Origin of the sequence: Metabacillus halosaccharovorans, from assembly GCF_002019635.1 — a bacterium.
GTDB classification, from domain to species: Bacteria; Bacillota; Bacilli; order Bacillales; family Bacillaceae; genus Metabacillus; species Metabacillus halosaccharovorans.
In genome coordinates this window covers 585,851-611,658 of sequence record NZ_KV917371.1, presented here as the reverse complement: position 1 = coordinate 611,658, position 25,808 = coordinate 585,851, and the positions used below count along the sequence as shown (strand labels likewise).

The window sequence follows — 25,808 nt, the reverse complement described above, 5'->3', positions numbered from 1 at the left end:
GCTGTATAAATGCTTTCAAATATAGGCATTCCCGGATTAATCCTTGTCCTTGTTTTAGCATTAATTATTTTCGGTCCAGCAAAACTGCCGGAATTAGGTCGTGCTGTTGGTTCTACATTAAAAGAATTTAAAAAATCCACGAGGGACTTGGTTTCCGATGAGGAGCCAAGCAAAGAAGATGCAGTTCAGGTAAAGAAAAAGGCACTTTAGTTCTTAACATACAAATGAAAACAGACAGTTAAAGCGGGGCATTGAAGGAATTGTATGTAATTCAACAAGAGGATGCTTAATAAGAGAAAAATACAAAAAGCCTAATTTCTTTGCATTTGATTGAAATTAGGCTTTTTGTATTTCCTCTATTTTTCAAATGAAACCGGTAATAATGGTCGGTTTTATGATCCAAGTTGCCCTGGTATTTTGCTGTCGTTCCTTTCTGATGAAGAGCTGTTAAAGCGAGTACTATTATTTGAAGTAGAATCGCTATTCATGTTGCCACTTGATTGGTTATTGTTTTCATCCATAACTTCTTCACCAGCTTCCTTTACCTTTCCGCCGATGTCTTTAAGGTCAGAAGTAGCTTCTTTGGCAGAAGAAAGAATTTCAGTTGACCCCTCTTTGACTTGGTTGACCTGGCCGACAATATCGTCATTTACCTTTTCATATAAGTTTTGAGCATCGTTGATAGCTTCCTTTAAAATAGTTACAGCTGATTTCATTCGATCTTGCAAGTCGTTTTTAACGCCGGATGGATCATTTTTCACTTGTCCAACCATTTCCATTGTGGAGTCTTTCATACTCTTCGTATTGGAAGCGACTTTTTGTCTGGTGTTTGAGTCAAGCATGGCTAGCGCTCCACCAATTACTGCTCCCAAAACCATTCCTTTTACTAGCTTTCCGTTCTTTTCTTCTTCGTTTAATGAGACATTCGTATTTTTATAAGAAACTGCTTGTGTCATAAAAATCATCTCCCTATACTAATTTGAATTTGATATATGGTATTAGTTTTTTCTTTCCCGTTTTTTTTCTATTTAAACTTTTAATGCCATTAAGATGTGTGTTGCTTTTAACAAAGAGAACACTTTTCCTTTTTAGATAGATTGATGAAAATGAATTTTTGGAGGACATTGTGCTTGAAGAGAGAATTGTTATTTAGAAAAATAAAGGAGAGAAACTATGGATGCTGTTGGAGCTATTTTTACTATTTTCTTTTTCGTTCTTGTTGTTTATTTGATCTCAAGAGTTGCTCACTTCTTTAACGATACGAAAAATAGGTTAAATATGATAGAAAAGAAGTTAGATGAAATAAAAGAGAACCTTTCTAAAAAGAATTGACCAATTGTATGTTCTTGAAAAATTGAGAGAGAGGGGGTGGAAGATCTAGTAGTTGCTCGCATGAAAAAAAGGTAAATTCCATAACAGAACTTACCCAAGTTTCTTTGTCATATAAATGCTATTCGGGTCTTCCTTGTAGTCTGAAAAGGGTTCACAATCTTTAAATCCGAAATCTGCATATAGTTTTCTTGCCGGTTCAAATGCAGCCATTGATCCTGTCTCTAAACTCAGTTGTGTATACCCTCGATTTTTGGCTTCGTCAAGGATATGCTGGAGCAATTTTCTGGCAACACCCTTTCGCAGATATGTGGATGAAGTTCTCATTGATTTAATCTCACCATGAGAGCTGTCGAGTTCTTTTAATGCTCCCATTCCGGCTAATTCAGAACCATCCCATGCCGTCCAAAATGTAATATTTGGTTGTCTTAGCTTTTCTATGTTTAAAGCATGAATGCTTTCAGGGGGAGAGTTCAACGTCATACCATGAAGATGCTCCCTTATTAATTCGGCTACTTTAACTCCAGTTAAATCATCTTTTTTAATCTCCATAAAAAAACCTCCAATTTGACTATAAATGGTAACCTATTATCCTTTCAATGATGATGTGAGAAAATATGACAATAGTAAATTAAAGCAACGAACTTACTTTTTATTGTATCGATTGAGATTACTATAATAAAGAGTATATAGGATAAGATGTGATTCATCTAACCGTATTGAGTTAATAAGGGAAATAAAAGTGAGATAAACCTTATTTTCTTTTCAAACGTATCCATACCAGCCAAATAGCTGCTTAATATAAAACTCTAACTTTTAGGGGGTCACCACATCATGGGTGGTTTTTATCTGACGCTGAAAATATCCATAAAAATTTTGTTGATATAGTAATAAAAATCATGTAATCTTTTATACTGTGACAAAAAAATAGATTTTTCTTCTTATTATGAGAGATGGAGGGACTGGCCCGATGAGATCTCGGCAGCGGAACTTAGTGATTAAGTTGCTGTGCCAATTCCAGCAAGCAGTGGCTTGATAGATGAGAAGAGTGTTTTATAGATATAAGGCCTCTTCTTGTTGTTATAAGATGAGGCCTTTTTTGGGGGCAAAGAATGGTCTACATACCTGTCCCATTTATTTTTTTGGAGGTGGAACAATGAAAAAAGGAAATCCATGGGCGTTAATCCCATTTGTTGTTTTTTTAATTTTATTTATTGGTTCAGGAGTTATTACAGGTGATTTTTATGCCTTTCCTGTTGTTGTAGCTATTGCCATTTCGGGTGCTGTTGCTCTGGCGATGAATCGAAAAGAATCGTTTGAGCGAAAGGTTGATATTTTTTGCCAAGGCGCAGGTAATTTAAATGTCATGTTGATGGTTGTTATTTTTCTCTTGGCTGGGGCTTTTTCAGAAACAGCAAAAGGCATGGGGGCAGTAGACTCCACTGTTAACTTTGCTTTATCGGTTGTTCCACAGAACTTGCTTGTTGTTGGCTTGTTCATTATTGCCTGCTTTATCTCCCTATCAATGGGTACTTCGATGGGAACGATTGTGGCATTGGCTCCAATTGGAGTTGGGATAAGCGGGCATACCGATCTTTCAATTGCTTTAGTAATGGCGGCGATTATTGGCGGTTCGATGTTTGGCGATAATTTATCCTTTATTTCAGATACAACCATTACAGCTGTTCGTTCACAAGGTGTACAAATGAAGGATAAATTTAAGGTGAATTTTTGGATTGTGTTGCCTGCAGCTGTTGTAACAGGCATTATTTTAGGTGTCATCACAATGGGTGAAACGGCACAGGTGGAGCATTTAGGCTATAGTTGGGTAAAAATTGTTCCCTATATTTTGGTCATTATTTTTGCGTTAGCTGGAATGAATGTTTTCCTTGTTCTGGCATTAGGGATTGTTCTCGCCGGGGTTGTTGGCTTAGCGGATGGCAGCTATCATTTAATGAGCCTTTTGCAAAAGGTTGGCGAAGGAATGGCAGGCATGTATGAAATCGCCTTTCTTGCAATATTAATAGCTGGAATGGTGGAGGTTATTAAATTTAACGGAGGAGTTGACTTTCTGCTTCATCTTGCGACACGAAGGATTAAATCGAAAAAGGGTGCGGAATTTGGGATTGCCGGTCTTGTGGGCCTAACTGGTTTATCCACGGCCAATAATACAATTGCTATTTTGATTGCCGGCCCGCTTGCAAAAAATATTGCTGAAAAGTATGGGATTGAGCCGCGAAAGTCCGCAAGTATATTAGATATTTTCTCCTGTGCGATTCAAGGCCTTCTGCCATACGGAGCCCAACTTCTGGCAGCCGCAAGCGTCGCCGGAATATCGCCGGTGAGCATCCTGCAATACTCATTCTATCCAATCCTCATTGGAATCTGCGGAATCATTGCTATCCTAATCGGATACCCAGCAAAAAGGAAAGCATGAACTTCAGCACTTTAAGGCAACGGGGGCAAGACCCCAGTTAGCGGTAAGCCCCCTGGGCTGTGGAGACGATAGACAGCACACCTGCATCGGGTGTAGGAACAACAAAAGTAGTGACTTCGCCGTTAACCGTCATTCGTCCAATTTGATTGGCTTTATGCTGTGTAAACCATAGTGCACCATCATTTCCTGTGGTTATTCCATAAGGGCCTGAATCTATGTCAAGAAGTTCGTATTCTTCGATTTTTATAATCACGTAACTCCTCCTTTTCTTTATAGAAAATGTTTTAGTCATTCGATAGAGAATAATTGGAAGTTTTTTATATAGACCACTTAACTAATTAGTTAAGTGGTCTATTTGATCATGACAAGTTCACTTCTAATTGAATAATTTTTTTAATGATTTCTTCTCGATTAATTTCCTCTAAAGGAAGAAACCTTGGCGGCGCTGGCAAGTTAAACTCAATATGTGAATGAGATAGCTCAAACAGTAAAGTTCCTATCTTATCTTTATGTTGATTTTCAATCACAATCCAAAACACGCGTTTTTCATGATGAGGTGTGCCACATTTAGCCTTTTCCATTGAATTTCTAAAATGTAGACACTCTCCAATAACAAAGTCATCCTCTTTCGTTTTTTCTGTAGATCGAAACCCATTTTCTTTTATTAGTTTCCAAATTGGCGGAAGAAGTTTATCTAAATACATGCCATATGTTGCATCTTCATATTCCGGAAATAACTGTTCAAGCTCTTTGATATTCTTGTTCAATAGGTCCTTCCAGTGACCTTTTATATAAGTGGAAAGTACTTCTCCTAACTCATAGATGGTCATCTGAGGATGAATATTTACTGTTGTCATATGAATCCCTCCATATTTTTCATCGTACAAATTAAGCTTACAACATTAAAGCTAATTCTAAAGTTTTTAGAAAAGATGTCTGAATTTCACAGTGTTTAATATGATAAACTTTACATGAAGGTGCAGATATCAAAGATAGGAGTGTGCTCATTGAAAAAAATAAGACCTATCGATATTGCTAAAAAATTAAATATTAGTACAAGCACTTTAAGAAGCTATGAAGAAAGAGGAATTGTACCGAAACCTAAACGGTCATCTACTGGGTATAGAATATATACAGAGGAACATATAGCCTATTTTGAGTGTATTGTAGCTATGTCTCCTGGGTTTGGAATGGACATAACATCAGCTGCTTTAAAAAAGTTGCAACGAAAAGAACTAGATGCTGCTCTTTGGATAATAAATAAAGCGCAAGTAGCTAATTATGAAGACAAAATGATTATTGAACAAGTGTATAAACACCTGGAAAGATTGACTCATGAACATTTTATGACTACAGGAGAAGTATCACTTCAGACAAATATACCTACATCAACTCTTCGATATTGGGAGAAGGAAGGATATGTTCATTCAAAGAGAGGTGAAAATAATTATCGCTACTTTAATTCGTATCAGTATATTAAAATTTTGCTCATGAAGCTTACGCAAAACGCTGTGTATTCTCTCGAAGTTATTCAATTAAAAAAATTTATTAGAAATTTGGAGGAATACGATATTCAAGGGGCAAAAAGCATTGTCGAGGAGTGCCAACAGCATTTAAATAAACGTAATCAAGAACAGTTACATGGGTTATATTTTTTGTATCGATTATGTGCAAAGTTAGGGTTAAAATAACTAAGATAATCGTCATCCATAAATTCATACCTTTATTTATTTTAATTTATCAAGAAAAGGGTTCGTTAATTAAATAACCATCTTCAGCAATCGAGCGCTTTTCTGGAACAAGGAAAAGTGCTTATTTCAGTTTTAGGGCAAGATTGAAAAAGATCGAGATCAGCATAATTAGTTAATAAAATTCAAAAAATGAGATATATCTTTGTGAATATATGTTAAAATTCACTATATAAATTGGATATTAATACCAATGACAAGGAGGGGTTTTATGACAGAAATGACTGCTTCAAAAACACTAGAGAGCTTGGGTATTAATTTGCCTGAGGCTAGTAACCCTAAAGCAAAATATTCTAACTTTGTTATAGTAAATGGATTAATGTTTGTGTCTGGAAAAGGGCCTACGGGTAATCCAAAGGGAAAGTTAGGTAAGGATTTTACAACAGTGGAAGGATATGAATATGCACGTGAGACTGGAATTGAAATCCTTGCTGTATTAAAACAGGCATTAGGTTCTTTAGATAAAATTAAAAGAGTAGTAAAAATTCAAGGATTTGTTAATGCAACGCCTGAGTTCGAAGAGCATCATAAAGTTTTAAATGGTTGCTCTGAATTAATGTTACAAGTATTCGGAGAAAAAGGAAATCATGCTCGTTCGGTTTTAGGTGCAGTTTCTGTAAGAGACAATCTACCGATTATCATTGATTCCATTTTTGAAATAGAGGAATAGGATTTATAAGGTTAAGGTGATAGAATCTATCACCTTAAGAAGGGATATTAATGCCTTAGACGAATAGTGTTTTTTAGATATATATTGAAGGGGTGAAGGCTTGTGGAGGATATAATTAATGGAATAAACCACTGGATACAAACATTACCAAAGGTATATAACTCACTGTCAAAAACAGAAATATCAAATCGTCCATTACCAAATAAATGGTCCAAAAAAGAGATTTTAGGCCATTTATGCGACTCAGCAATAAATAATATTAATAGGTTTATAAAGATTCAGTACGAAGAACAACCATTTGTTATCCAATCATATAATCAAAACCAATGGGTCATACTTCAGAATTATCAGGAAAGACCACTTGATGAGATATTAGACCTTTTTTTAGCATTAAATAAGCAAATCATAAATATTATATCGAATATTCCAAAAGAGAGATTATCAAATCTTTGTGATATAGGAAATAATCAACAGAAAACATTAGAATGGCTTGTAAAAGATTATCTTAAACATATGGAACATCATATTAACAACCAAATCCTTATTAAAAATAATGCTTAATATTTACTGCTTCTTTAGTTAACGGAGAGCTATAGTTTAAGTTCAATCTTCAACAAAACCAGCTAATAGTAATTAATTGTGTTCTTTTACGAAGCGCTTTTCTGGAACAAGGAAAAGTGCTTATTTTAGTTTTGGACCAGATTGTGGAGTAACTCTTTATTACGTAGTAGATGGATATTGCGAAGTAATAAAAAAACCTGTAAAAATACAAGATCAAAATTTGTTCGGTTTTTTGACTTTTATAGAAGCTACTTCACCACAGTTTTTACAAAATGTAATTATTAGAGGTGAGCCAATAGAAAAGGGATTATCTGTGGGGTTCAAATTTGAATAACCATTACCTAATTATCCTTCAGAGAAACTTTGATTACCGCAGGTCTTACATATCATTTGCGTGTTAATGGATACCAACTCCTAACAATTGTATTCGTTAACTTTTACGATTGAAAAGATCAAAAATTCCAATAAAATACAAATTAGTTGAGGTCTGTTATGTCGTAGTTCGCTAAAAAACGAGATAAAGGAAGTGAATTTTGCTTAAAAAAAAGACGATGAAAATACATCGTCTTATCAGATTAGTACTTATTTCCAGAGAATTTATCTTTGAAATATAGGTAATCAACCTTATGCTTAGTGGCCATAAGTTGTGATGCGAGTATTGCAGTGTAAATAGTAGTTAAAAGCACTCCAAAGATCGAAATGTCATACAAAGATTTAGTTTTGCTATTCAATTTACCACCTCCCAAATTAAAGATAAGGATATTTTTTCCGAAAAAAATTATTTTACTACTGATTTTAATGCGGAGTACAAATATACTGTGCATTAGCAAGGTGACCTTGAACAAAAGAGCGACATAATTTCAAATTTTATTTAAGAAATACAAATTTGCGCGTCCTGACATCGAAACAATTCCTTGGAACTCTCGGGAAGTTTGCATTGGAGACCGATTCGGAAATAGGATCGTCTTTTTTGAGAATCTTCAAAAATAACATGACTAATTTTCCTTGTAGGTGCTTCTTGAATTAACAGGTGCTTATCTTAAATAAGATAGATATATAATCTCTCATAATCGGGTGCATTTCTGGAGTATGGATCTGCAACTATTTTGCATATGTTAAAATACCAAGCGTTATATAATAGGCTTCGAAAGGAAGGAAACACAGATGAAAAAGAAATTATTATTTTTTGGAATTGGATTATTGTTAATAGCTCTTTTATTCGCAGGAACTTTTAAAGTTACAAAATTAAGAACCTTTCAATTTTTTGGAGGGCTAACATACCAAGTTGAAACGGAAAACAAGGTTCTAGCTTTAACATTTGACGACGGTCCGACAAAGAAAGTGGATCAGATTCTGCCTTTATTAGATAAATACGAGGCAAAGGCTACTTTTTTTCTTATTGGAAATGATATTGAAAAATACCCTGAAGAAGCAAAAAAATTGGTAGAAGCAGGGCATCAAATTGGAAATCACACCTATTCACACAAAAGAATGGTTTTAAAATCTCCCGCTTTTATTAAAGAAGAAATTGAAAAAACCGATGAGTTGATTAGAAAGTCTGGATATAAGAGCGAAATTGACTTTCGACCTCCCTATGGGAAAAAATTTGTGGGATTACCTTATTATTTAAATAAGCACAACAAAGAAACTATTATGTGGTCTTTAGAACCGGATACATATTACACAAGTGCTGATGAAAAAGTAAAGTATGTGGTGGAGAACATTAAACCAGGATCGATAATCTTGCTGCATCCAATGTACGATCAAACAGGTGAGGAAATGCAAGCGATTGAAGATATTTTAAGGGAGCTTACGAACGAAGGGTATAAATTTGTGACTGTGGACGAGCTTCAAGAATTATGAGGTGAAGAAATATATTATGAAGCAATAGAATTGACATACTTATTGCTCAGATGTATTATTGACCTATCAAACATTGATCTATCAATTATTGAGGTATCAACTATATAGAAAGAGGTTATGCCGATGGCTAATTGTTCCGTCCGTTTGCAGATTTTCTTGGAGTTGCAGGCTGTGAATAAGGAGCTCTGCTCAAAGTTCGAGTCATGCTTAGGAGCCAGCCCTTCTCGTGTGGAGATTCTTCATTATTTATTGCAGCATGAGGAAGTTACCCAATCAGCATTGCAAGGGGAAGTCAATATAGATGCCGCAGCTGTTACCAGACATTTAAAGCAACTTGAAGCTGCCGGTACGATTGTGCGTTATAAGAAGTCAGATGATCAACGAGCTACATGGGTGAAGCTGGAGGAAGAAGCGAAGCGTCACATCGAGCAATCATATCAGGAAAAAAGTCAGTTCGTGAATGAGACTCTTGCTGACTTTTCAGAAGCAGAGCTAGAACAATTTTTGAAGATGCTGAATAAAGTTAGGGTAAATGTGTCCAGTGTCACAAAGAATCAACTAGGAGGAGAAACCAAATGAATCAAACACCTATATATAATAAAGAAGCTTTTTTACAAATCGTACAGGATCGCCGTGCCATCCGTACGTATGATGAAAACGTAAAAATTAGTCAGGAAGAAATGTCTGAAATACTTACAGCAGCAACTAAGGCGCCATCATCAGTCAATTTACAGCCTTGGCGTTTTGTTGTTATTGAAAGCCCTGAAGCAAAAGCAAAGCTTGCACCGCTTGCCAAGTTCAATCAGCAGCAAGTGAAAACCTCGTCAGCAGTAATAGCTGTTTTTGCTGATATGAATAACCTTGACTACTTGGAAGAAATTTATGGTAAAGCGGTAGAGCATGGTCTAATGCCCCAAGAAGTAAAAGATCAGCAAGTACCCTCTATCCGTAACCTGCTTTCATCTATTACGGAACAGGCAAATAGGGAAACAATTTTAATTGATAGTGGTTTAGTATCGATGCAGCTAATGCTGACTGCAAAGGCATATGGTTACGATACATGTCCGATTGGCGGATATGAGAAAGATAAAATCGCAGAAGCATTTGATTTGGATAAGGGCCGTTATGTTCCAGTCATGCTGCTTTCTATAGGTAAAGCAGTAGATACAGGCTACAAGTCCTATCGTATGCCGGTAGAACAAATTACAGAATGGAAATAAGGAGAGAGAAACTATGATTATCATCCATGCTAGAATGTCAGTTAAACCAGAGAAAAAGGAAGAATTCCTTCAAGAAATTGAAGCAGTTATGGAGGGGAGCCGTGCAGAAGCTGGTAATAACAGCTACGACCTATTCCAGGATCCAAAAGATGCTAACAGCTTTGTTATGGTTGAAAGTTGGAAGGACATGGAGGCTGTCCAGGCCCATAATGCAAGCAGTCACTTCCAAAAATTCAGCGCAGCTGCTAAGGCGATGCTAGGTGCTCCATTGGAAGCGGATGTTTATCAAGCTGAGAAATTAAATTAAAGAAAAAGGATGACCATGGCGGTCATCCTTTTTCTTTTTACACAAATGCGGCCATATGCCATACCCGAAAACCTGTTATATTCCGATATAAGAAAATATATAACAAAACCGCAACCAAAAACGATAAGGTTACATAACGGGATGGTGGAGAAGCTAAATAATCGGTAACCTGGTGATACAGATCTAAACATCAGTGAATTAAGTTTTGGAACTTTGGTAATTATCTTTTAATGCTTCTGCATATCAGAACCTAATGCTTTAATATTTACGTAAGCGTAAGCTACTGCCTCGGCGATGATATTAATTTCCTGTATCAAACTTGGTATTGACGACTTTGGAACAAGGAATTCATCCATTACCTAACTAAAACAATTGGAAGTAGTTATTATCAAAATTGATCGTTCTTTTGTAACGGGAGTACCTAATGCTATAGAAAATGTACCTATTACCTCAGCTATGATTAATGCACACGACCTCAATATAAAAGTCGTCTGTGAGGGAGTTGAAACAGAAGAGGAACTTCAATATATTATGGATAAATGCTCAGATGAACTACAAGGTTAATATATTTCTAATCCATTTGTTAAAAATGATCTCTATACATTTTTGCAAAAAAGGGGTTGTAAATATTCTTGGTTTTTGAGAAACCCGCTCATTTACTGGTTTCTTTAAAGGAAGTAGTAACCAACAGCTAAGGAGTAATATGTGTATTAAAGATATTATCATTAATTAATAGTCTGCTATAATAAGACTAGTTTATTACTTTAAAGGAGTTAGCTTCATGGGAAAGATTGTTAAGTTTGTAAGCGTTATCACATGTATTATTCTTTTTTATTTTACATTAGATTCTGCTGTGAAAGTATTTAATACAAATTGGAAGTTGCCAGAGGAGTTAAAGGAAAAGCTTACTGACAAGAGAATCGTCTTGATTACTCATGAGTTGGAGACTCCATTTTGGGATTCAGTTAGTGCAGGAGCGAAGCAACAGGCAGAACAGGCTGGTGCAAGGCTTGAGATATTGGGAAGTTATGGCAACAATCAAGAGGATTTCTTAAAACAAATAGAAATAGCGATTTATTCAAAAGTAGATGGTATTATCGTTCAGGGAGTGGATACAGAGGAATTTAAGGAGCTGACAAAAGTAAAAGCTTCTTCATATGGAGTGCCAGTTATCACGGTGGCCAATGATGTTCCGATGGCAGAAAGCCTTCGTAGGACGTATGTAGGGTCCGATCAGATTTTGGCTGGTAGAATGATTGCGGAACAATTGGTAGAGGATATGGGAGAATCTGGCGAGGTTGTTTTAGTGATTGACCGTACACAGGAATTCTATCAAGCACAGAGATTAAAAGGAATTCAAGAATACCTCTCCAATTATCCAGAAATTAAGCTGATTGAAGCAGAGACGGAAGATACACGAGAGCAGGTTATTGCCACCACAAAGGATTTATTAAACCGGATACCTGACGTTGATGCTTTTATTACACTAAATGCAAAATTTGCAGATGATTTGGTAGAGGAAATTGATAGACGCTCGAATGTTGAAGCGTTTTATATCTATTCTTTTGACGATGACCCTAGTTCATTATCTTTATTGGAGGAAGGAAAAATAGATGGAATGATCGAGCAGTCTCCATCAATGATGGGGGAGCTTAGTGTGGAATTAATGATGAACTGGCTGAACAGAGAGGTATTACCACTTAATTTAGATGGCTATCTTACTGACATTCAAATGGTGAAACAGGTGGACGACGAATGAACAGTATACAGAAGAAAATTTGGGGCCTTGTGTTAGTGGCTCTCTTGATAATGGCAGCAACTTGGTTTTCGCTTACTTACTATAATCAAAAAATGTTAGATCAGTATAACAACATCCTTGAACGATACTTAATATTGAATGAAATAACGATAAAAAGTGAAAATACAGTAACAGCATTAAATAACTATTTACTCCTTCCATCTGAAGATAACTTTAAAGCAATTACTCAGAATAAGAAAGACATTCAAAAGATGAAAAATGAAGTAGCTACATATAAAAATGTGGAGAATGAATTAGCATTAACAAATTATGTGAACTTAGTTGATAGTTTTGTAGAGTCAGTTGATTTATCAATTTCTTTTCAGTCTGAGGATGAAACAGAGTACTCAATGACAGCATTTAATGAAGCGACTCATATTTCTAACTATATCTCGGAAATGGCTTTGACATTAATAGATTTAGAGCTTCAAACATATGATATGTTTTATCGAGATATGATTAGTCAGTCAGAAGAGCTAAAGCAGCTTGGAATTTGGTTGCTCCTTTTAATTACGGTAGGTCTCTTACTCTTTACTTATTGGTTTTCTCAACGGATTACGAAACCAGTTGAAAAATTGACACATGCAGCAAATGAGCTTTCCAAAGGGCGGTTTGATTTAAAAGTTGAAGTGAATTCGAGTGATGAAATTGCATTTCTGGCAAAGATGTTTGATCGAATGCGTGTGAATATAAATAAATTAATATCAGAAATACATCATCAAGCACAGCTGGAAAATGAATTACAGCAAAATAGGCTTCTATTAAAGGAAAGTCAATTGCGTAATCTACAGAGTCAAATAAATCCACATTTTTTATTTAACACGCTAAATACACTTTCTAAAAAAGCCTATATGGAAGGATCAGAAGAAACGAGTGATTTGCTAGTTAGCATCGCAGGCTTATTACGCTATAACCTAAAACATTTAGATAAGCCTATGACACTTAATGATGAAGTAAATGTAATGAAACAATATATTGATATTCAAAAAACAAGATACACAGACAGACTTACCTTTCTAATGGAGATAGATGAATCTTGTCTTCCTATCCCGATCCCTGGCCTAACCTTGCAGCCGCTCGTGGAAAATGCCGTCATATATGCGGTTGAGCCACATGAAGAAGGTGGTATTATTTGGTTTCGAATCAAAGATGAGGGAGACCTAGTCATGATAGAAGTGGAAGACAATGGTCCTGGTATGACAGAAGAAAAAATTCAAGAAATATATGAAGAGAAGGTAAACACGGCAAATGGACACTCCTCAGGTATTGGTTTAAGTAATGTGATGAAGCGTCTTCGACTTTTCAATGGGATGGAAGATGTGATGAAGATTGAAAGTAGCCAAGGAAGTGGTACGAAAGTGATGATAAAGCTTTTGAAGGAAAGGAGACTCGAGACAAATGACTAACATACTTATTGTAGATGATGAAGAGGTCGAACGTGATGGGTTAGAAATGATTCTTAAGAAGAACTTTACGGATATTGTCATTCAACAAGCGAAAAATGGGAGGCTGGCAATAGAGATAGCCTCAGATTTTCAACCAGACTTAGTGTTCATGGATATTCAAATGCCAGGTATGACTGGTATTGAAGTAATTGAAAAAATGAAGTCCTATTATCCTCGTATGAAATTTATATTAGTAACTGCATACGCAACTTTTGATTACGCTAAGGAAGCCATGAGGCTGGGTGTTGTCGATTATTTGGTAAAACCAAGTCGAATTAAGGAGATCGTGGAAACTGTTGAGAAAGTGCTTAACCAGATAAAGGGAGAACAACAAAGAGTTGAGGCTATGAAGCAGCAGGAAAATACTTTGCAAATAGCCATGTCCTTATTTGAGACCGATGTTGTAACACAACTATTATTTGACCATGTTCATGAAGTTCATTTGGAAAAGCTACTAGAAATGTTAGACATACAGGCCACGGAAGAAAAATTTGTGATTAGCCTCATTGTGCCTGATGGTTTTGAAGCCTCTTATTCCAAGGTTAGAGAAAAGTTGAATCAAACAGGTAGTGGTTTGGTAGGTGCGTTATATGGCAGGCAACTTCCTATCATTGTCTTTCGAAAGCAAGATCAATCGTTCCGTTCTCAAGCTATCATGTTGGCTAAAGAGATTTTGTCCTTAAACACAGCCGGTGAAGCTACTGGCTGGTTTGTTGGAATTGGAACCGTATACAAATCTTTGAGTCAAATTAGACAGTCATATCAAGAATCACTAATTGCGACGAGAGATACATCAATTCCACGAAAATTCCAATTTTATGAAGAGTTGCCCGCGCTTGTTTCAGGAATTGATGAGGAAACAACAAAACAAAGTGAACAGCAATATTTTGATCATATCCGTAATGGAGAATGGGATGAGATTTTTCAACGAATTGCACATATTATCGATCGTTTAGAACAAGAAGGAACAATGGTGAAGCAAACGCAACAAAGAGTAATGGAGCTGTTTTGGATTGCCACCCGTATATTAAGCGAGATGGGAGTAGAATCAGATGTACCGTTGTACTCCTTCAAATCGACCGATTATAGACAACTGCGAGCCGAAGCACGGCACCTGTTAGATCGAATGCAAGAGTCATATGAGAAGCATCTTGCTAACATGGAAGTGGATACCATTCAACAAATGAAACAATACATCATTGACCATGCACATGAGGATATCTCATTGGAAGCGGTTGGTCAACAAGTAGGCTTGAGTCCTATATATATTAGTAAAATATTTAAAGAGCAGCTAGGAATTAATTATATAAATTTTTTAACAGAGTGTCGCATTGAGAAAGCGAAGAGACTAATGAGAGATCCATTAAAAAGCTTAAAAGAAATCACATTCGAAGTTGGTTACCATGATCCGAATTATTTTAGCAAGGTATTCAAAAAAATCTGTCATTCTTCTCCAAAAGAGTACCGTAAAAAGTTGTTATCAAAAGTAGAATAATACAATTGTATTGGAGCGATTAAAATCAGACAGTTATTTACTAATACTAACTTAGGCTTGTTGATGCTCGTATTATTCATATTTCTCCTTGGTTGTGAAGAACCGCAGATACGAAACAGCGACTCAATAGCACAATCAAAGACGAGCAGCTATAACTCAAATGATAAACAGGTTTTAGATGAGCCAATCAAAATTGGATTTGCTATGGATACATTAACGGAGGAACGGTGGGTGAAAGATAGAGATCATTTCAAACAATCGGTTGAAGCATTAGGGGCAGAGGTGGAGGTGATGGCTTCACATGGTGATGATGCCTTGCAAATTTGGCAAGCGGAAACGATGATTAGCAATGGAATTGATTTGCTTGTCATTGTTCCACATAACGCTGAATCGACTGCAGCTATTGTTGAAAAAGCTCACTCTGCTGGTATTAAAGTATTATCATATGATCGCCTGGTGAAAAATGCAGAAGTTGAAATGTATGTTTCCTATGATAATGAGCGGGTTGGAGTACTTCAAGCACAGGCAATTACAAAGCTTGTTCCAAAAGGAAAGTATGTCTATATTGGTGGAGCAGAAACGGATAATAATGCACATATGTTTAAAAAAGGGGTATTTGAAGTGCTCCAGCCTCTTATTGATAAGGGAGATATAACAGTTGTTTTTGATCAGTGGACAAAAGACTGGGTGCCATCAAATGCAAAAGAAAATATGGAAATTGCCTTAAATGCTAATCACCAGGATATTGATGCAGTAATTGCGGCGAATGATGCAACGGCTGGTGCAGTAATAGAAGCGCTGGAGGAGCAAGGACTTGCAGGGAAAGTTCCAGTTGCTGGCCAAGATGCAGATCTAGCAGCCATTCAACGTATCATTGAGGGAAAACAGGCGATGACCATTTATAAACCGATTAATGAGTTAACCGAGCTAGCTGCAGAACTTGCAATAAAGCTAGCAAAGGATGAGGAGATTGGGGAGCTTGGAGAGATCGTAAAAGTAAACAACGGTAAAATGGAGGTACCTTCAATTCTTTTATCCCCCACTGTTGTTAATCATTCAAATGTTGATGAAACAATCATTGCGGATGGTTTTCATATGAAAGAAGATGTTTACTTGAATAAGGATAAGTAAAATTAGATGATAAAAAAATAGTTTGAAAGAGTAGGAGCTTGGAGTGTTTTCCAAGCTCTATTTTTGTACGTTAAGTATATAGACATTGGGGGCGAATTATGTAGTAATTTGTAGAAATGTTGATTGAAAGGCAATAATCGTAGAAAAATTTTAATAGTCGAAGATGAACTATCTAAAATCGAAGATAAAGTGATTACCAGCTCTTTTTAAGAGTTAGATGGTGATCAAGGATGACTAAAGTGCTTGCCTCTTTGGTTTGAGGTGATAATCTACCTATTTGTCATGTTAAAAAAGTACAGATGGATACTAAAAAAGTACTATAAGTAAGTGTTTTCATGATTAATTACGAATGGTATCTTTTGTATGTAAGCACTATCAAAAGAGATGTGAGGGGGAAAAAGTATGAAAAAAGGTTTTAAGTTAGTTTCGGCCTTATTAGTAGGTATTTTATTTACTTTCGTAGCAGCTTGTAGCAGTGATAGCACTGGAGGCGGTGGAAGTAGTGAAGTAAGTGTTGGGATCGTATTACCAACAAAGGATGAGCCAAGATGGGTTCAAGATGAAGAAAGATTTAAAGCAGCTCTAGCAGACTCTGAATATACAACTGAAATCTTGTTTAGCCAAGGTTCTTCTGCAAAAGAGAAAGAAAACGTAGAAACGTTAATTAGTAAAGGAATCGATGTTCTAATCATCGCACCTCATGATGGACCAGCAGCTGGTTCAGCAGTAGAAGCAGCAAAAAAAGAAGGAATAAAAGTTATTTCTTATGATCGTTTAATTACTGATACAGATGCAGTTGACTATTATGTAACATTTGACAGTATTGCTGTAGGTGAAGCACAGGGTCAATATTTAGTTGACAATGTAGAAGGTACTGGTGTTCCGCTTTACTTATTTGCTGGTGCAGCGTCTGATAACAATGCATTCCTATTCTTCGAAGGTGCTTGGAAAGTTCTTCAACCCAAAATTGCTGATGGTACTTTTGTAATCGCTAACTCTAGTGAAGCAGAAGCTTTAAAAGATAAAGCAACTCTTAGTCGTGATGAATTAGGGAAAATTTTAGGTCAGGTTACAACAAACTGGGATCCAAACGAAGCTAAAAATAAAGCGCAAACAAACTTAACAGCTGCAGGTGCTGACTTAAAAGGTGACGTAGCAGTTCTAGCTCCAAACGATGGTACTTCTCGTTCAATCGCTGACGTATTTGCATCAGACAGTGCTGTATCTAGCTATGTCATAACTGGTCAGGATGCTGAAAAAGCCTCAATCCAATACATCATTGATGAAAAACAATCTATGACGGTGTTTAAAGATGTTCGTACACTTGTTGAAGATGCTATGGGTATGGCTGTAGACATTCTTGATGGAAAAACTCCAGAAACGACTGGTACTTACAACAACGGTAGTGTTGATGTAAATGCAAAACAAACAGACGTTATCGTCGTTAACAAAGAAAACGTGAAAGCGGAATTAATTGATTCAAGTTACTATGATGCTAGTGAATTCACTGGACTAGAATAATAGAAAAATAGATGTTTAAGAAATGAGTGTTAGACTTATGTCTAACACTCATTTGTAAAGTTGTCTGGTTAAGGAGGCAGAAAGATGAGCGATTATATTTTAGAGATGAACCAGATATCAAAAGAATTTACAGGTGTGAAGGCGCTCTCTAATGTCAATTTTAAAGTGGAAAGAGGAGAAATCCACTTTTTAGTAGGAGAAAATGGAGCTGGTAAGTCTACTCTTATGAAGGTGCTTAGTGGTGTTTATCCATATGGAACCTACTCTGGAGATATCGTTTTTAATAATGAAGTCCAAAAGTTTAACAAAATAAGTGATAGCGTAGATGTGGGAATTGTTATTATTTATCAAGAATTGGCGCTATTCCCTGATCTTTCTGTTTACGAAAATATATTTGCTGGTAATGAGATTCAAAAAGGTGGCGTTTTAAATTGGAATAAAGCCATCGTTGAAGCAAAGAAAATGTTAGATAAAGTAGGCTTGAAAGTAAATCCGGAAACCTTAATTAAAGATTTAGGTGTAGGGAAACAGCAATTAGTGGAAATTGCGAAAGCGTTAAGTAAGAAAGTTAAATTATTGATTCTAGATGAACCAACAGCAGCACTAAATGAAGATGATAGTGAAAACCTTCTGCAATTATTACTAGAATTAAAAAAACAAGGAATCACATCCATCATGATTTCTCACAAGTTGAAAGAAGTTACCGCGATCGCGGATAAGGCAACTGTCTTACGTGATGGGCAAACCATCTGTACGTTAGAAAGATCAAAAGGAGAAATTACCGAAGAAGCCATTATCAAAAACATGGTTGGGCGTGAAATTGAAGATATTTATCCAAAACGGCCAAAGAAAGTTCTAGGTGAAAAGGTTCTTGAATTATCGAACTGGACGGCCTATGATTCAAAGCTTGGACGAAACGTTGCCAACAATGTGAATATGCATGTAAAGCAAGGGGAAATCGTTGGTATTGCTGGACTAATGGGCTCAGGGAGAACAGAACTTGCATTAAGTATTTTTGGAAATGCAGCAAAATATAAAATTCAAGGTGATTTATTTATAGAAGGGCAACCTGGAAAATTTAAACATCCAAGTGAAGCTATAAAAGCAGGAATTGCTTATGTTACCGAAGATCGAAAAGGTGACGGACTGTTTTTACAACAGGATATCAAAAGCAACATTTCAATCGGAAACTTGAAAGAGATCTCCTCAAATGGAGTCGTTAATGAAAACGAAGAAAATGTGATTGCACAAGAATATAGAGAATCCCTAGGGATTAAAACACCTTCTTTACTACAGCTAGTTGGTAACTTAAGTGGTGGTAACCAACAGAAGGTGTCATTAGGAAAATGGTTATTTGTAGGTCCAAAATTACTAATCTTAGATGAGCCAACACGAGGAATTGATGTTGGTGCTAAATTTGAAATTTATACAGTTATGAATGAACTGATTAATAAGGGTATGAGTATCATTATGATTTCATCAGAGCTTGGTGAAGTCCTTGGTATGAGCGATCGCGTTTATGTAATGGCTGAAGGTGAAATTAAAGGTGAATTATCTTCAGAGGAAGCCAGCCAAGAAAAGATCATGGAACTTGCGACGCAATAGGAGGCAAAAGATATGAAATATATTAATGAGCTAAAGGGATTAGTAAAGCATAATATTCGTGATTATGGGATGTATATCGCATTAATTGTCATTATGATCACGTTTCAAATACTTACAAATGGACTTTTCATGTCCTCTCGAAATATTAGTAATTTACTAGATTCAGCAGGATATATTGCTGTTCTAGCTGTCGGTGTTATGCTCGTTATCGTTATTCGACATATTGACTTATCGATTGGATTTTTAGCCGGCTTTCTTGGAGCATTAGCCGCTATTTTGTTAATGCAGTTTGGAATGCCAGTCTTTATCGTCATCCCAATCATTCTAATTCTAGGTATTTGTGCTGGTTCGGTTACAGGTTTCTTAGTAGCTAAAGTTGGAATTCCAGCGTTCGTTGCTACCTTAGCTGGTTGGTTAATTTATCGTGGTGCGATTTTATTAGCAACAGAAAAATCAGGTACAATTATCGTTGATAATGATGCGTTTAATGCAATTGGTAATGGATATATCCCTTCAATTGCTGAAGTGGGAGGCTTTCATTTACTATCACTACTTCTAGGTTTAGTTGGAATTTTATTTTACATCTATAGTGCGATAACAAATCGTAAAAATAAAATCAAATACGAATTCGATGTTGTATCAAAACCTATTTTTATTTTGCAATTACTTTTTGTTTCAGGAATAATGGCTTATATTACTTGGCTACTAGCTGGATATAATGGTTTCTCATGGACTGTTATTATTATTCTCGTGGTTGTTCTTGTCTATCACTTTATTACAACAAAAACAGTAATTGGCCGTCATATTTATTCAGTAGGTAGTAACCCAGAAGCGGCACATCTTACTGGTATTAATGTAAGTAAAATTACGTTTTTAGTATTTGGTTCAATGGGTATGCTTTCGGCTTTATCTGGTATTTTATTCACAGCACGTTTACAATCAGCTACTACAACAGCTGGTACATTATTTGAGCTTGATGCGATTGCCGCAGCATTCGTTGGTGGGGTTTCCGCTGCGGGTGGTGTTGGTAAAGTAACAGGAGCAGTTATTGGTGCAATCGTTATGGCGACTTTAACAAACGGTATGAATTTATTAGGTGTTGGAATCGCACCTCAATATATGATTCGTGGTGGAGTACTTGCGCTTGCAGTAATCTTCGACGTAATGACACGTAAACAAAGAGCTTAATTTAATAAATGCTGGGGAAAACCCCTTGTCCATGAGGGACAAGGGGTTTTTCTATAGATAGGGAAAGAGGTGTTAGTATGAAGAAGAATCCTTTTTACAGATTTAAGTTAAAGTCAATAAGAGCAAAGATACTAATTGGATTCTCATTTGTCATTTTGTTAACGATTGCTTTTGGAGCCTATAATTTTATGGCATCTAAATCTATTAATTTCGATGCCAAGAATATCATTAACCACCAAATCCCTTTGTTAATTGCTGATGAAACATTAGGCCAAAACATGTCAGAAAGAATTGGGCTAGTAAGAGGATATATTTTAACAGGAAAACAAGAGTATATTGATCAATTTAATATTTATACAGAAAAAAGTCGAGCAGTGGAGGAAACAGCATTAAAAATCAATGACTCAGAGGATTTTGAACAATTAGTAGCAAAAAGCTTAGATTGGGAACAACTTGTTAATGAAGAAGTGTTTGCTGTTTATAAAAGTGGAAAAGAAGAGCTAGCGGAGGAGAATTTAGAGGGAGCAGTTCGGGTAGCTGCTGATGAAATCATGAATGGTTATCGATATCAAATTAATAATCGAGAAAAAATGATCCAAGGGGCTGGGAACAACTTACTTACTAATAATGAAACAAACATTAAGATGGGCTTGACGGTTTCTGTTGTTGTTGCTTTTATAGGTATTATTATCGCTTTTTTCATGTCATCTATTATTTCAAAGCCTATTCAAACCGTTACAAATCGAGTGGGGTTACTTGCTAAAGGAGATCTAAGTCAAAAGCCAATTGAGACGAAATCCCTCGATGAAATTGGACGTTTATTTGCTGCAACTAACCAAATGAGTGAGAACATTAAGGGATTGTTACAAGAGATTCAATTCGTTTCAGAATCCGTATCAGCACAAAGTGAAGAACTTACACAATCTGCATTTGAAGTAAAAGAGGGAAGCAGTCAAATTGCCTTAACTATGCAGGTACTGTCTTCAGAATCGGAAGGACAAGCTAATACCACAAGCGATTTAGCGTCTGCAATGAAGGTTTTTTCCGGTAAGATAAACGAAGCAAGCCAAAGTGGGAAAGAAGTTTTTCAATCTTCTCAACATGTAATTGAATTGACAGACACGGGAAGTAAATTAATGTTCGCTTCTATTGAGCAAATGGGCATGATCCATTCTATTGTAAAAGATGCAGTAGAAAAAGTGAAAACACTAGAAAAGCAGTCAGAAGAAATTACCAAACTTGTTGGAGTTATTAAGGATATCGCTGACCAAACGAACCTACTTGCCCTAAATGCCGCAATAGAAGCAGCAAGAGCAGGAGAACATGGTAAGGGATTCTCAGTAGTTGCTAATGAAGTGAGAAGACTTGCAGAACAAGTTTCCTTGTCTGTGGAGGATATTACTCTCATTGTAAGGAATATTCAATCTGAATCTACTATTATGACAGACTCTTTACAGTCCGGTTATAGGGAAGTGGAAAAGGGAACAAATCAAATTAAATCTACTGGCGAGACATTCGAGAAAATTAATCAGGCCTTATTGGAAATGACTAAAGGAGTACAATTTATCTCAGGAAATCTTAGCACGATAGAGGACAATAGTGATGAAATCAATAATTCGATTGAAGAAATTGCAACAGTTTCGGAAGGAGCAGCAGCAGGGATTGAGCAAACGGCTGCATCGGTACAACAAACAAGTACCTCAATGGAGCAAGTAGCTACAAGTTCTGATCGATTAGCCAAATCAGCTGAAACGTTATTCAAACAAGTTGGACGATTTAAAATTTAAGGTTACCGTCTTGCAAAATGGCTTTTCCTCGTCCAGTTTTCCTTTATCCACCAAGATCTTTTCTTAATAGTCTGTTTCTAAAATTTGCTCCAAGTACAATTATGCAGTATCTTTAAGGTGAATCCTTAAGGGTACTTAAGGAAACAGATTTGCGTAAGACGTTCTTTATGTGCAATTGTTGGAGCGGTAAATGAGGCAACAAGTAGAACGGATATGAATACTGCCAACCAATTTAAGAAAGCAAGGGAAGATTGTGTTCAAAGGCACCGATACTATTGGAATAAACTTGATGGAGGACATAGGATGCTTTTTATAGATAATAAAGGAATCACAGACCCAAGAATAAATTTAGCTATTGAGGAGTATGCAGTTAAACATTTAGATCCAAATCAAACCTATTTATTATTTTACATAAATGAACCTTCAATCATTATTGGGAAAAATCAAAACACCATTGAAGAAATTAATACTTCTTATGTGGAAGAAAATCATATTCATGTTGTGAGAAGGCTGTCAGGTGGCGGTGCTGTTTACCATGATGAAGGGAATTTGAATTTTAGTTTTATTACGAAAGATGATGGAGACAGTTTTCATAACTTTAAAAAGTTTACTGAACCTGTCGTACAAGCGCTTGGAAAACTCGGTGTAAAAGCAGAGTTGAGTGGAAGAAACGATATCATAGCAGGAGATGGTCGTAAGATTTCCGGGAATGCCCAGTTTTCAACCAAAGGAAGAATGTTTTCCCATGGTACATTATTATTTGACTCAGAAATTGATAGTGTCGTTGCTGCGTTAAAAGTTAAAAAAGATAAAATTGAGTCAAAGGGGATTAAATCCATTCGGAGTCGAGTAGCAAATATTAGCGAATATTTAAACGAACGCATTACGATTGAACAATTTAGAGAGCTTTTGCTTCGCTATATATTCGACGGAACTGATTCGGTTCCAACTTATGACCTTACAGAAGATGATTGGAAAAAAATTAATCAAATCTCAGAGGAACGTTATCAAAATTGGGATTGGAATTATGGGAAATCACCGAAATTTAACTATCAGCACTCACACCGGTTTCCAGTTGGTCAAATTGATATTCGACTTGAAGTACAAAAGGGAATCATAGAAAATTGTAAAATATATGGTGACTTTTTCGGTGCCGTTGATGTTGAAGAAGTGGAAAATAGATTAATTGGTGCACGTTATGAAAAAGAAGCGATTAAAGCAGTATTTGATAACATTGATGTTAAAAAATATTTCGGGAATATTGAAAAAGCAGATTTAATTCATTTATTTTATTAATAGACCGTGATATTGACGCCTTCATTCCTTGGTAGTATAGGAATAAGGCGTCTTTTTATCATGAAGAAACATCATAAGAAATTCGTAAATTTCGACTGAATTTCTTTTAAAAACATATCTGCTGCTGCAGAAAAAACCTGATGTTTCTTCCAAGCAATATTTAAGCCAGCTTCAAGTCGTGGCTTTAGCGGTCTAAAACAAAGGTTACTGTCACTAGATGTATTCACTAGTTTATCAAGGGTTACTGCATAACCTATGCCTTCATCAACCATAATGGCAGCATTATAGGCAAGGTTGTATGTTGTCACGACGTTTAATCTATCAAAATCTTCACCAAACCAATCCACAAATTCATTCTTAGATAAGGTCTGTTTTATAGCCTGTCGTGAAAAGATTAGCGGAATATTTAATAAATCAGCTACTCCAATAGTATCTTTGGAAGCAAGAGGACTGTCTTTTCTCATCACAACACCCCAAACATCTTTGGCGGGAATATTGATATAATTGTATTTTGATAAATCAGCTGGTTCAATTAGAATACAAAAATCAAGCAATCCCTTGTCAAGACGTTCCGTCACATCATCTTCATTTCCACTGTAGAGGTGATACCGTATATTTGGGTACCGTACTTGTAAATCTTTTGCTACCCGTGCAATCTGTTTCATGGCTTTTGTTTCCCCACTACCTATGTAAACATCACCACTTATAGTTTCTTCCATGGAATGAAATTCAGCCTCTAATTTTTCGACCATATTAACGATTTCTTCTGCTCTTTTTCGCAGGAGCATTCCCTCATCTGTGAGGATGATACTGTGACTACTGCGAGTAAATAGTTTTTTTCCTAACTCTTGTTCAAGATCTTTTAATTGTCTTGACAATGTTGGTTGTGTAACATGCAAAAAATCAGCAGCACCCGTAATGCTTCCTTCTCTTGCAACCGTAAGGAAATATCGCAAAACTCTAAATTCCATCCAAACGCTCCTCCTTTATCAGTTTTAGTATAAATTCTTTACAAATGCTTATCAAGCATATCATGATATAAGATATAGGTATTGGCTATAAGGAATATGCCCAGCTAGAATAAATAATGAAGGGTGAAGGTAACAGTAAGATAGGATGTTATCTACTATATTTGAGTAATTCCTCGAAAAGAAAATTTTAATAAAATGCTCTCTATGCTTTTTGGGAGCATTTTATTTTGAGATAGGAGTTATTTTTAATAAAAGGTAATAAATTGTTGATTTTCATATTAACCATCGGTGTTTTTGGCATCTTAAATACAGAGATGGGGGTGATTGGATTATTGCCTTCCATTGCTGACAACTTCAATGTCAGCATAGCAACAGCAGGATTAACGGTAAGTCTTTTTGCTTTAGCAATTGCTATATCCGGACCAACGATGCCGTTATTGTTATCCGGGATCAATCGGAAGAAGGTCATGTTACTTGTACTAAGTGTTTTTGTTGTCGGAAACATCGCATCCGTTTTTGTAACGAACTTTACCTTTCTATTAATCATCCGGGTCGCACTAGCTCTTTTCCATCCTGTTTACTGTTCCATGGCATTTACAGTAGCCGCTTCCTCAGTAAAACCTGAAGAAGCTCCAAAAGCTGTTTCGAAAGTATTCATAGGAATATCTGCTGGAATGGTAGCAGGCGTCCCGATTGCAAGTTTTATCGATATTGCTGTTTCGTATGAAATGGCGATGGCCTTCTTTGCTATAGTAAATGTATTTGTATTGGTCGCTACATTGATTTTTGTACCATCTATGCCAGTTGAAGAGAGACAATCTTACGGTGAACAACTTGCTGTATTAAAAAAATCTATTATATGGGTTTCTATAGCAGCAGTCATTTTACTAAATGCCTCCGTATTTGGGGTATATAGTTATATTGCCGAGTACTTGGAAATTGTTACCCAAATGTCTCCAAATATGATCAGTTTAACATTATTCATATTCGGTGGGGCAAATATTATTGGAAACATCGTTGCTGGGAAGATGCTTACTAATCATCCAATTAAGTCCATCTTATCTTTTCCTTTATTATTGAGTATCGTTTACATCCTTTTATTCTTCATTGGAGAGTTTGCCGTGCTTATGGTCATCATCACGTTCCTTTGGGGAATATTGGCTGGAGGGATTATGGCTAATATTAATCAATATTTGATCTCTTCTTCAGCTCCAGAAGCTCCTGATTTCGCGAATGGTTTATTTATATCTGCCTGTAACGTAGGTACAACAGTTGGCGCAGCTGCAGGTGGGTTACTTATATCAGAAATGGGTACACAATACGTTGTATTAGTGGGAATCTTATCATTGATTCTAAGTTTGGTCATTATTTTACTTAGAAACTACAGTTTTAATCTTTCAAAACAAGTTTCTAAATCTGTACTGGTCCGAGATTAG

27 protein-coding genes and 1 riboswitch are annotated in these 25,808 nt (G+C 36.1%); of the genes, 22 read left to right on the top strand and 5 right to left on the bottom strand.

Annotation, left to right across the window (positions count from 1 at the left end; genetic code table 11):
• Nucleotides 1-9: 9 nt before the first annotated feature.
• On the top strand, nt 10-210 hold the full coding sequence (locus BK577_RS03000) for a twin-arginine translocase TatA/TatE family subunit (protein WP_078431552.1): 201 nt from the start codon (nt 10-12) through the stop codon (nt 208-210).
• Between the two features lie 182 nt (nt 211-392).
• Here the strand turns inward: BK577_RS03000 and BK577_RS02995 are convergent, their stop codons facing one another.
• Nucleotides 393-956, bottom strand: a complete 564-nt coding sequence (locus BK577_RS02995) for a YtxH domain-containing protein (protein WP_078431551.1) — start codon at nt 954-956, stop codon at nt 393-395.
• A gap of 217 nt (nt 957-1,173) precedes the next feature.
• Between BK577_RS02995 and BK577_RS25860 the strand changes: the two genes are divergently transcribed.
• Nucleotides 1,174-1,332 (top strand): hypothetical protein, encoded by a 159-nt coding sequence (locus tag BK577_RS25860; RefSeq protein ID WP_169908073.1) that lies wholly within the window; start codon nt 1,174-1,176, stop codon nt 1,330-1,332.
• 90 nt (nt 1,333-1,422) lie between these two features.
• On the opposite strand, the gene BK577_RS02990 is transcribed toward BK577_RS25860, so the two are convergent.
• The gene (locus BK577_RS02990; protein WP_078431550.1) at nt 1,423-1,881 is read right to left on the bottom strand and encodes a GNAT family N-acetyltransferase; all 459 of its coding nucleotides are present in this window, start codon (nt 1,879-1,881) and stop codon (nt 1,423-1,425) included.
• A gap of 386 nt (nt 1,882-2,267) precedes the next feature.
• Nucleotides 2,268-2,375: riboswitch (SAM riboswitch) on the top strand.
• 110 nt (nt 2,376-2,485) lie between these two features.
• Between BK577_RS02990 and BK577_RS02985 the strand changes: the two genes are divergently transcribed.
• Complete coding sequence (locus BK577_RS02985; RefSeq protein WP_078431549.1) at nt 2,486-3,766, top strand: Na+/H+ antiporter NhaC family protein; 1,281 nt, start codon at nt 2,486-2,488, stop codon at nt 3,764-3,766.
• A 37-nt stretch (nt 3,767-3,803) separates the two neighbouring features.
• On the opposite strand, the gene BK577_RS02980 is transcribed toward BK577_RS02985, so the two are convergent.
• Together BK577_RS02980 and BK577_RS02975 are read right to left on the bottom strand one after the other, a co-directional pair.
• Nucleotides 3,804-4,019, bottom strand: coding sequence for a virginiamycin B lyase family protein (locus BK577_RS02980; RefSeq protein ID WP_245823418.1), 216 nt, complete (start codon nt 4,017-4,019; stop codon nt 3,804-3,806).
• A 106-nt stretch (nt 4,020-4,125) separates the two neighbouring features.
• A complete protein-coding gene (locus tag BK577_RS02975; protein WP_078431548.1) occupies nt 4,126-4,623 on the bottom strand; it encodes a DUF6022 family protein in 498 nt (165 codons plus the stop codon).
• Between the two features lie 150 nt (nt 4,624-4,773).
• Between BK577_RS02975 and BK577_RS02970 the strand changes: the two genes are divergently transcribed.
• From BK577_RS02970 to lplA, 18 genes are all read left to right on the top strand, one after another.
• Nucleotides 4,774-5,457, top strand: a complete 684-nt coding sequence (locus BK577_RS02970) for a MerR family DNA-binding transcriptional regulator (protein WP_169908071.1) — start codon at nt 4,774-4,776, stop codon at nt 5,455-5,457.
• Between the two features lie 277 nt (nt 5,458-5,734).
• The gene (locus tag BK577_RS02965; protein ID WP_425435934.1) at nt 5,735-6,184 is read left to right on the top strand and encodes a RidA family protein; all 450 of its coding nucleotides are present in this window, start codon (nt 5,735-5,737) and stop codon (nt 6,182-6,184) included.
• 102 nt (nt 6,185-6,286) lie between these two features.
• Nucleotides 6,287-6,745, top strand: a complete 459-nt coding sequence (locus BK577_RS02960; protein ID WP_078431545.1) for a DinB family protein — start codon at nt 6,287-6,289, stop codon at nt 6,743-6,745.
• 864 nt (nt 6,746-7,609) lie between these two features.
• The gene (locus BK577_RS26570; protein ID WP_281252591.1) at nt 7,610-7,735 is read left to right on the top strand and encodes a glyoxalase superfamily protein; all 126 of its coding nucleotides are present in this window, start codon (nt 7,610-7,612) and stop codon (nt 7,733-7,735) included.
• Between the two features lie 174 nt (nt 7,736-7,909).
• Nucleotides 7,910-8,608 (top strand): polysaccharide deacetylase family protein, encoded by a 699-nt coding sequence (locus BK577_RS02950; RefSeq protein ID WP_078431544.1) that lies wholly within the window; start codon nt 7,910-7,912, stop codon nt 8,606-8,608.
• Between the two features lie 123 nt (nt 8,609-8,731).
• Entirely contained in the window at nt 8,732-9,187 is a 456-nt protein-coding gene (locus BK577_RS02945; protein ID WP_078431543.1) for a MarR family winged helix-turn-helix transcriptional regulator, read from the top strand.
• Nucleotides 9,184-9,828, top strand: coding sequence for a nitroreductase family protein (locus BK577_RS02940; protein ID WP_078431542.1), 645 nt, complete (start codon nt 9,184-9,186; stop codon nt 9,826-9,828). The genes BK577_RS02945 and BK577_RS02940 overlap by 4 nt, the downstream gene beginning before the upstream one ends.
• 13 nt (nt 9,829-9,841) lie before the next feature.
• Nucleotides 9,842-10,135, top strand: coding sequence for a putative quinol monooxygenase (locus BK577_RS02935; protein WP_078431541.1), 294 nt, complete (start codon nt 9,842-9,844; stop codon nt 10,133-10,135).
• Nucleotides 10,136-10,507: 372 nt separating this feature from the next.
• Complete coding sequence (locus BK577_RS26775; RefSeq protein ID WP_078431540.1) at nt 10,508-10,699, top strand: EAL domain-containing protein; 192 nt, start codon at nt 10,508-10,510, stop codon at nt 10,697-10,699.
• Between the two features lie 217 nt (nt 10,700-10,916).
• Entirely contained in the window at nt 10,917-11,894 is a 978-nt protein-coding gene (locus BK577_RS02925) for a sugar ABC transporter substrate-binding protein (RefSeq protein ID WP_078431539.1), read from the top strand.
• Nucleotides 11,891-13,339 carry a sensor histidine kinase gene (locus BK577_RS02920; RefSeq protein ID WP_078431538.1) on the top strand — a complete coding sequence of 483 codons (1,449 nt, stop codon included), beginning with the start codon at nt 11,891-11,893 and terminating at the stop codon, nt 13,337-13,339. The genes BK577_RS02925 and BK577_RS02920 overlap by 4 nt, the downstream gene beginning before the upstream one ends.
• Complete coding sequence (locus tag BK577_RS02915) at nt 13,332-14,873, top strand: response regulator (protein ID WP_078431537.1); 1,542 nt, start codon at nt 13,332-13,334, stop codon at nt 14,871-14,873. Before BK577_RS02920 ends, BK577_RS02915 begins: the two co-directional genes overlap by 8 nt.
• Nucleotides 14,874-14,936: 63 nt before the next feature.
• Complete coding sequence (locus BK577_RS02910) at nt 14,937-16,004, top strand: sugar ABC transporter substrate-binding protein (protein WP_078431536.1); 1,068 nt, start codon at nt 14,937-14,939, stop codon at nt 16,002-16,004.
• A 402-nt stretch (nt 16,005-16,406) separates the two neighbouring features.
• Nucleotides 16,407-17,525, top strand: a complete 1,119-nt coding sequence (locus BK577_RS02905) for a sugar ABC transporter substrate-binding protein (protein WP_026560901.1) — start codon at nt 16,407-16,409, stop codon at nt 17,523-17,525.
• An 84-nt stretch (nt 17,526-17,609) separates the two neighbouring features.
• Nucleotides 17,610-19,130, top strand: a complete 1,521-nt coding sequence (locus tag BK577_RS02900; protein WP_078431535.1) for a sugar ABC transporter ATP-binding protein — start codon at nt 17,610-17,612, stop codon at nt 19,128-19,130.
• Nucleotides 19,131-19,142: 12 nt separating this feature from the next.
• Nucleotides 19,143-20,318 carry a sugar ABC transporter permease gene (locus BK577_RS02895; RefSeq protein WP_026560903.1) on the top strand — a complete coding sequence of 392 codons (1,176 nt, stop codon included), beginning with the start codon at nt 19,143-19,145 and terminating at the stop codon, nt 20,316-20,318.
• A 77-nt stretch (nt 20,319-20,395) separates the two neighbouring features.
• Complete coding sequence (locus tag BK577_RS02890) at nt 20,396-22,105, top strand: methyl-accepting chemotaxis protein (RefSeq protein WP_078431534.1); 1,710 nt, start codon at nt 20,396-20,398, stop codon at nt 22,103-22,105.
• A gap of 303 nt (nt 22,106-22,408) precedes the next feature.
• Nucleotides 22,409-23,401, top strand: coding sequence for a lipoate--protein ligase (gene lplA / locus BK577_RS02885; RefSeq protein ID WP_078431533.1), 993 nt, complete (start codon nt 22,409-22,411; stop codon nt 23,399-23,401).
• A 71-nt stretch (nt 23,402-23,472) separates the two neighbouring features.
• Here lplA and BK577_RS02880 read toward each other — a convergent pair whose 3' ends face one another.
• Nucleotides 23,473-24,372 (bottom strand): LysR family transcriptional regulator, encoded by a 900-nt coding sequence (locus BK577_RS02880; RefSeq protein ID WP_078431532.1) that lies wholly within the window; start codon nt 24,370-24,372, stop codon nt 23,473-23,475.
• A gap of 263 nt (nt 24,373-24,635) precedes the next feature.
• Between BK577_RS02880 and BK577_RS02875 the strand changes: the two genes are divergently transcribed.
• Nucleotides 24,636-25,808, top strand: coding sequence for an MFS transporter (locus BK577_RS02875; protein WP_245823417.1), 1,173 nt, complete (start codon nt 24,636-24,638; stop codon nt 25,806-25,808).

Coding starts and splice junctions, on each gene's coding strand:
- BK577_RS03000 (WP_078431552.1), top strand. CDS start 10: ATGCTTTCAAATATAGGCATTCCCGGATTAATCCTTGTCCTTGTTTTA.
- BK577_RS02995 (WP_078431551.1), bottom strand. CDS start 956: ATGACACAAGCAGTTTCTTATAAAAATACGAATGTCTCATTAAACGAA.
- BK577_RS25860 (WP_169908073.1), top strand. CDS start 1,174: ATGGATGCTGTTGGAGCTATTTTTACTATTTTCTTTTTCGTTCTTGTT.
- BK577_RS02990 (WP_078431550.1), bottom strand. CDS start 1,881: ATGGAGATTAAAAAAGATGATTTAACTGGAGTTAAAGTAGCCGAATTA.
- BK577_RS02985 (WP_078431549.1), top strand. CDS start 2,486: ATGAAAAAAGGAAATCCATGGGCGTTAATCCCATTTGTTGTTTTTTTA.
- BK577_RS02975 (WP_078431548.1), bottom strand. CDS start 4,623: ATGACAACAGTAAATATTCATCCTCAGATGACCATCTATGAGTTAGGA.
- BK577_RS02965 (WP_425435934.1), top strand. CDS start 5,735: ATGACTGCTTCAAAAACACTAGAGAGCTTGGGTATTAATTTGCCTGAG.
- BK577_RS02950 (WP_078431544.1), top strand. CDS start 7,910: ATGAAAAAGAAATTATTATTTTTTGGAATTGGATTATTGTTAATAGCT.
- BK577_RS02945 (WP_078431543.1), top strand. CDS start 8,732: ATGGCTAATTGTTCCGTCCGTTTGCAGATTTTCTTGGAGTTGCAGGCT.
- BK577_RS02940 (WP_078431542.1), top strand. CDS start 9,184: ATGAATCAAACACCTATATATAATAAAGAAGCTTTTTTACAAATCGTA.
- BK577_RS02935 (WP_078431541.1), top strand. CDS start 9,842: ATGATTATCATCCATGCTAGAATGTCAGTTAAACCAGAGAAAAAGGAA.
- BK577_RS02925 (WP_078431539.1), top strand. CDS start 10,917: ATGGGAAAGATTGTTAAGTTTGTAAGCGTTATCACATGTATTATTCTT.
- BK577_RS02920 (WP_078431538.1), top strand. CDS start 11,891: ATGAACAGTATACAGAAGAAAATTTGGGGCCTTGTGTTAGTGGCTCTC.
- BK577_RS02915 (WP_078431537.1), top strand. CDS start 13,332: ATGACTAACATACTTATTGTAGATGATGAAGAGGTCGAACGTGATGGG.
- BK577_RS02910 (WP_078431536.1), top strand. CDS start 14,937: ATGCTCGTATTATTCATATTTCTCCTTGGTTGTGAAGAACCGCAGATA.
- BK577_RS02905 (WP_026560901.1), top strand. CDS start 16,407: ATGAAAAAAGGTTTTAAGTTAGTTTCGGCCTTATTAGTAGGTATTTTA.
- BK577_RS02900 (WP_078431535.1), top strand. CDS start 17,610: ATGAGCGATTATATTTTAGAGATGAACCAGATATCAAAAGAATTTACA.
- BK577_RS02895 (WP_026560903.1), top strand. CDS start 19,143: ATGAAATATATTAATGAGCTAAAGGGATTAGTAAAGCATAATATTCGT.
- BK577_RS02890 (WP_078431534.1), top strand. CDS start 20,396: ATGAAGAAGAATCCTTTTTACAGATTTAAGTTAAAGTCAATAAGAGCA.
- lplA (WP_078431533.1), top strand. CDS start 22,409: ATGCTTTTTATAGATAATAAAGGAATCACAGACCCAAGAATAAATTTA.
- BK577_RS02880 (WP_078431532.1), bottom strand. CDS start 24,372: ATGGAATTTAGAGTTTTGCGATATTTCCTTACGGTTGCAAGAGAAGGA.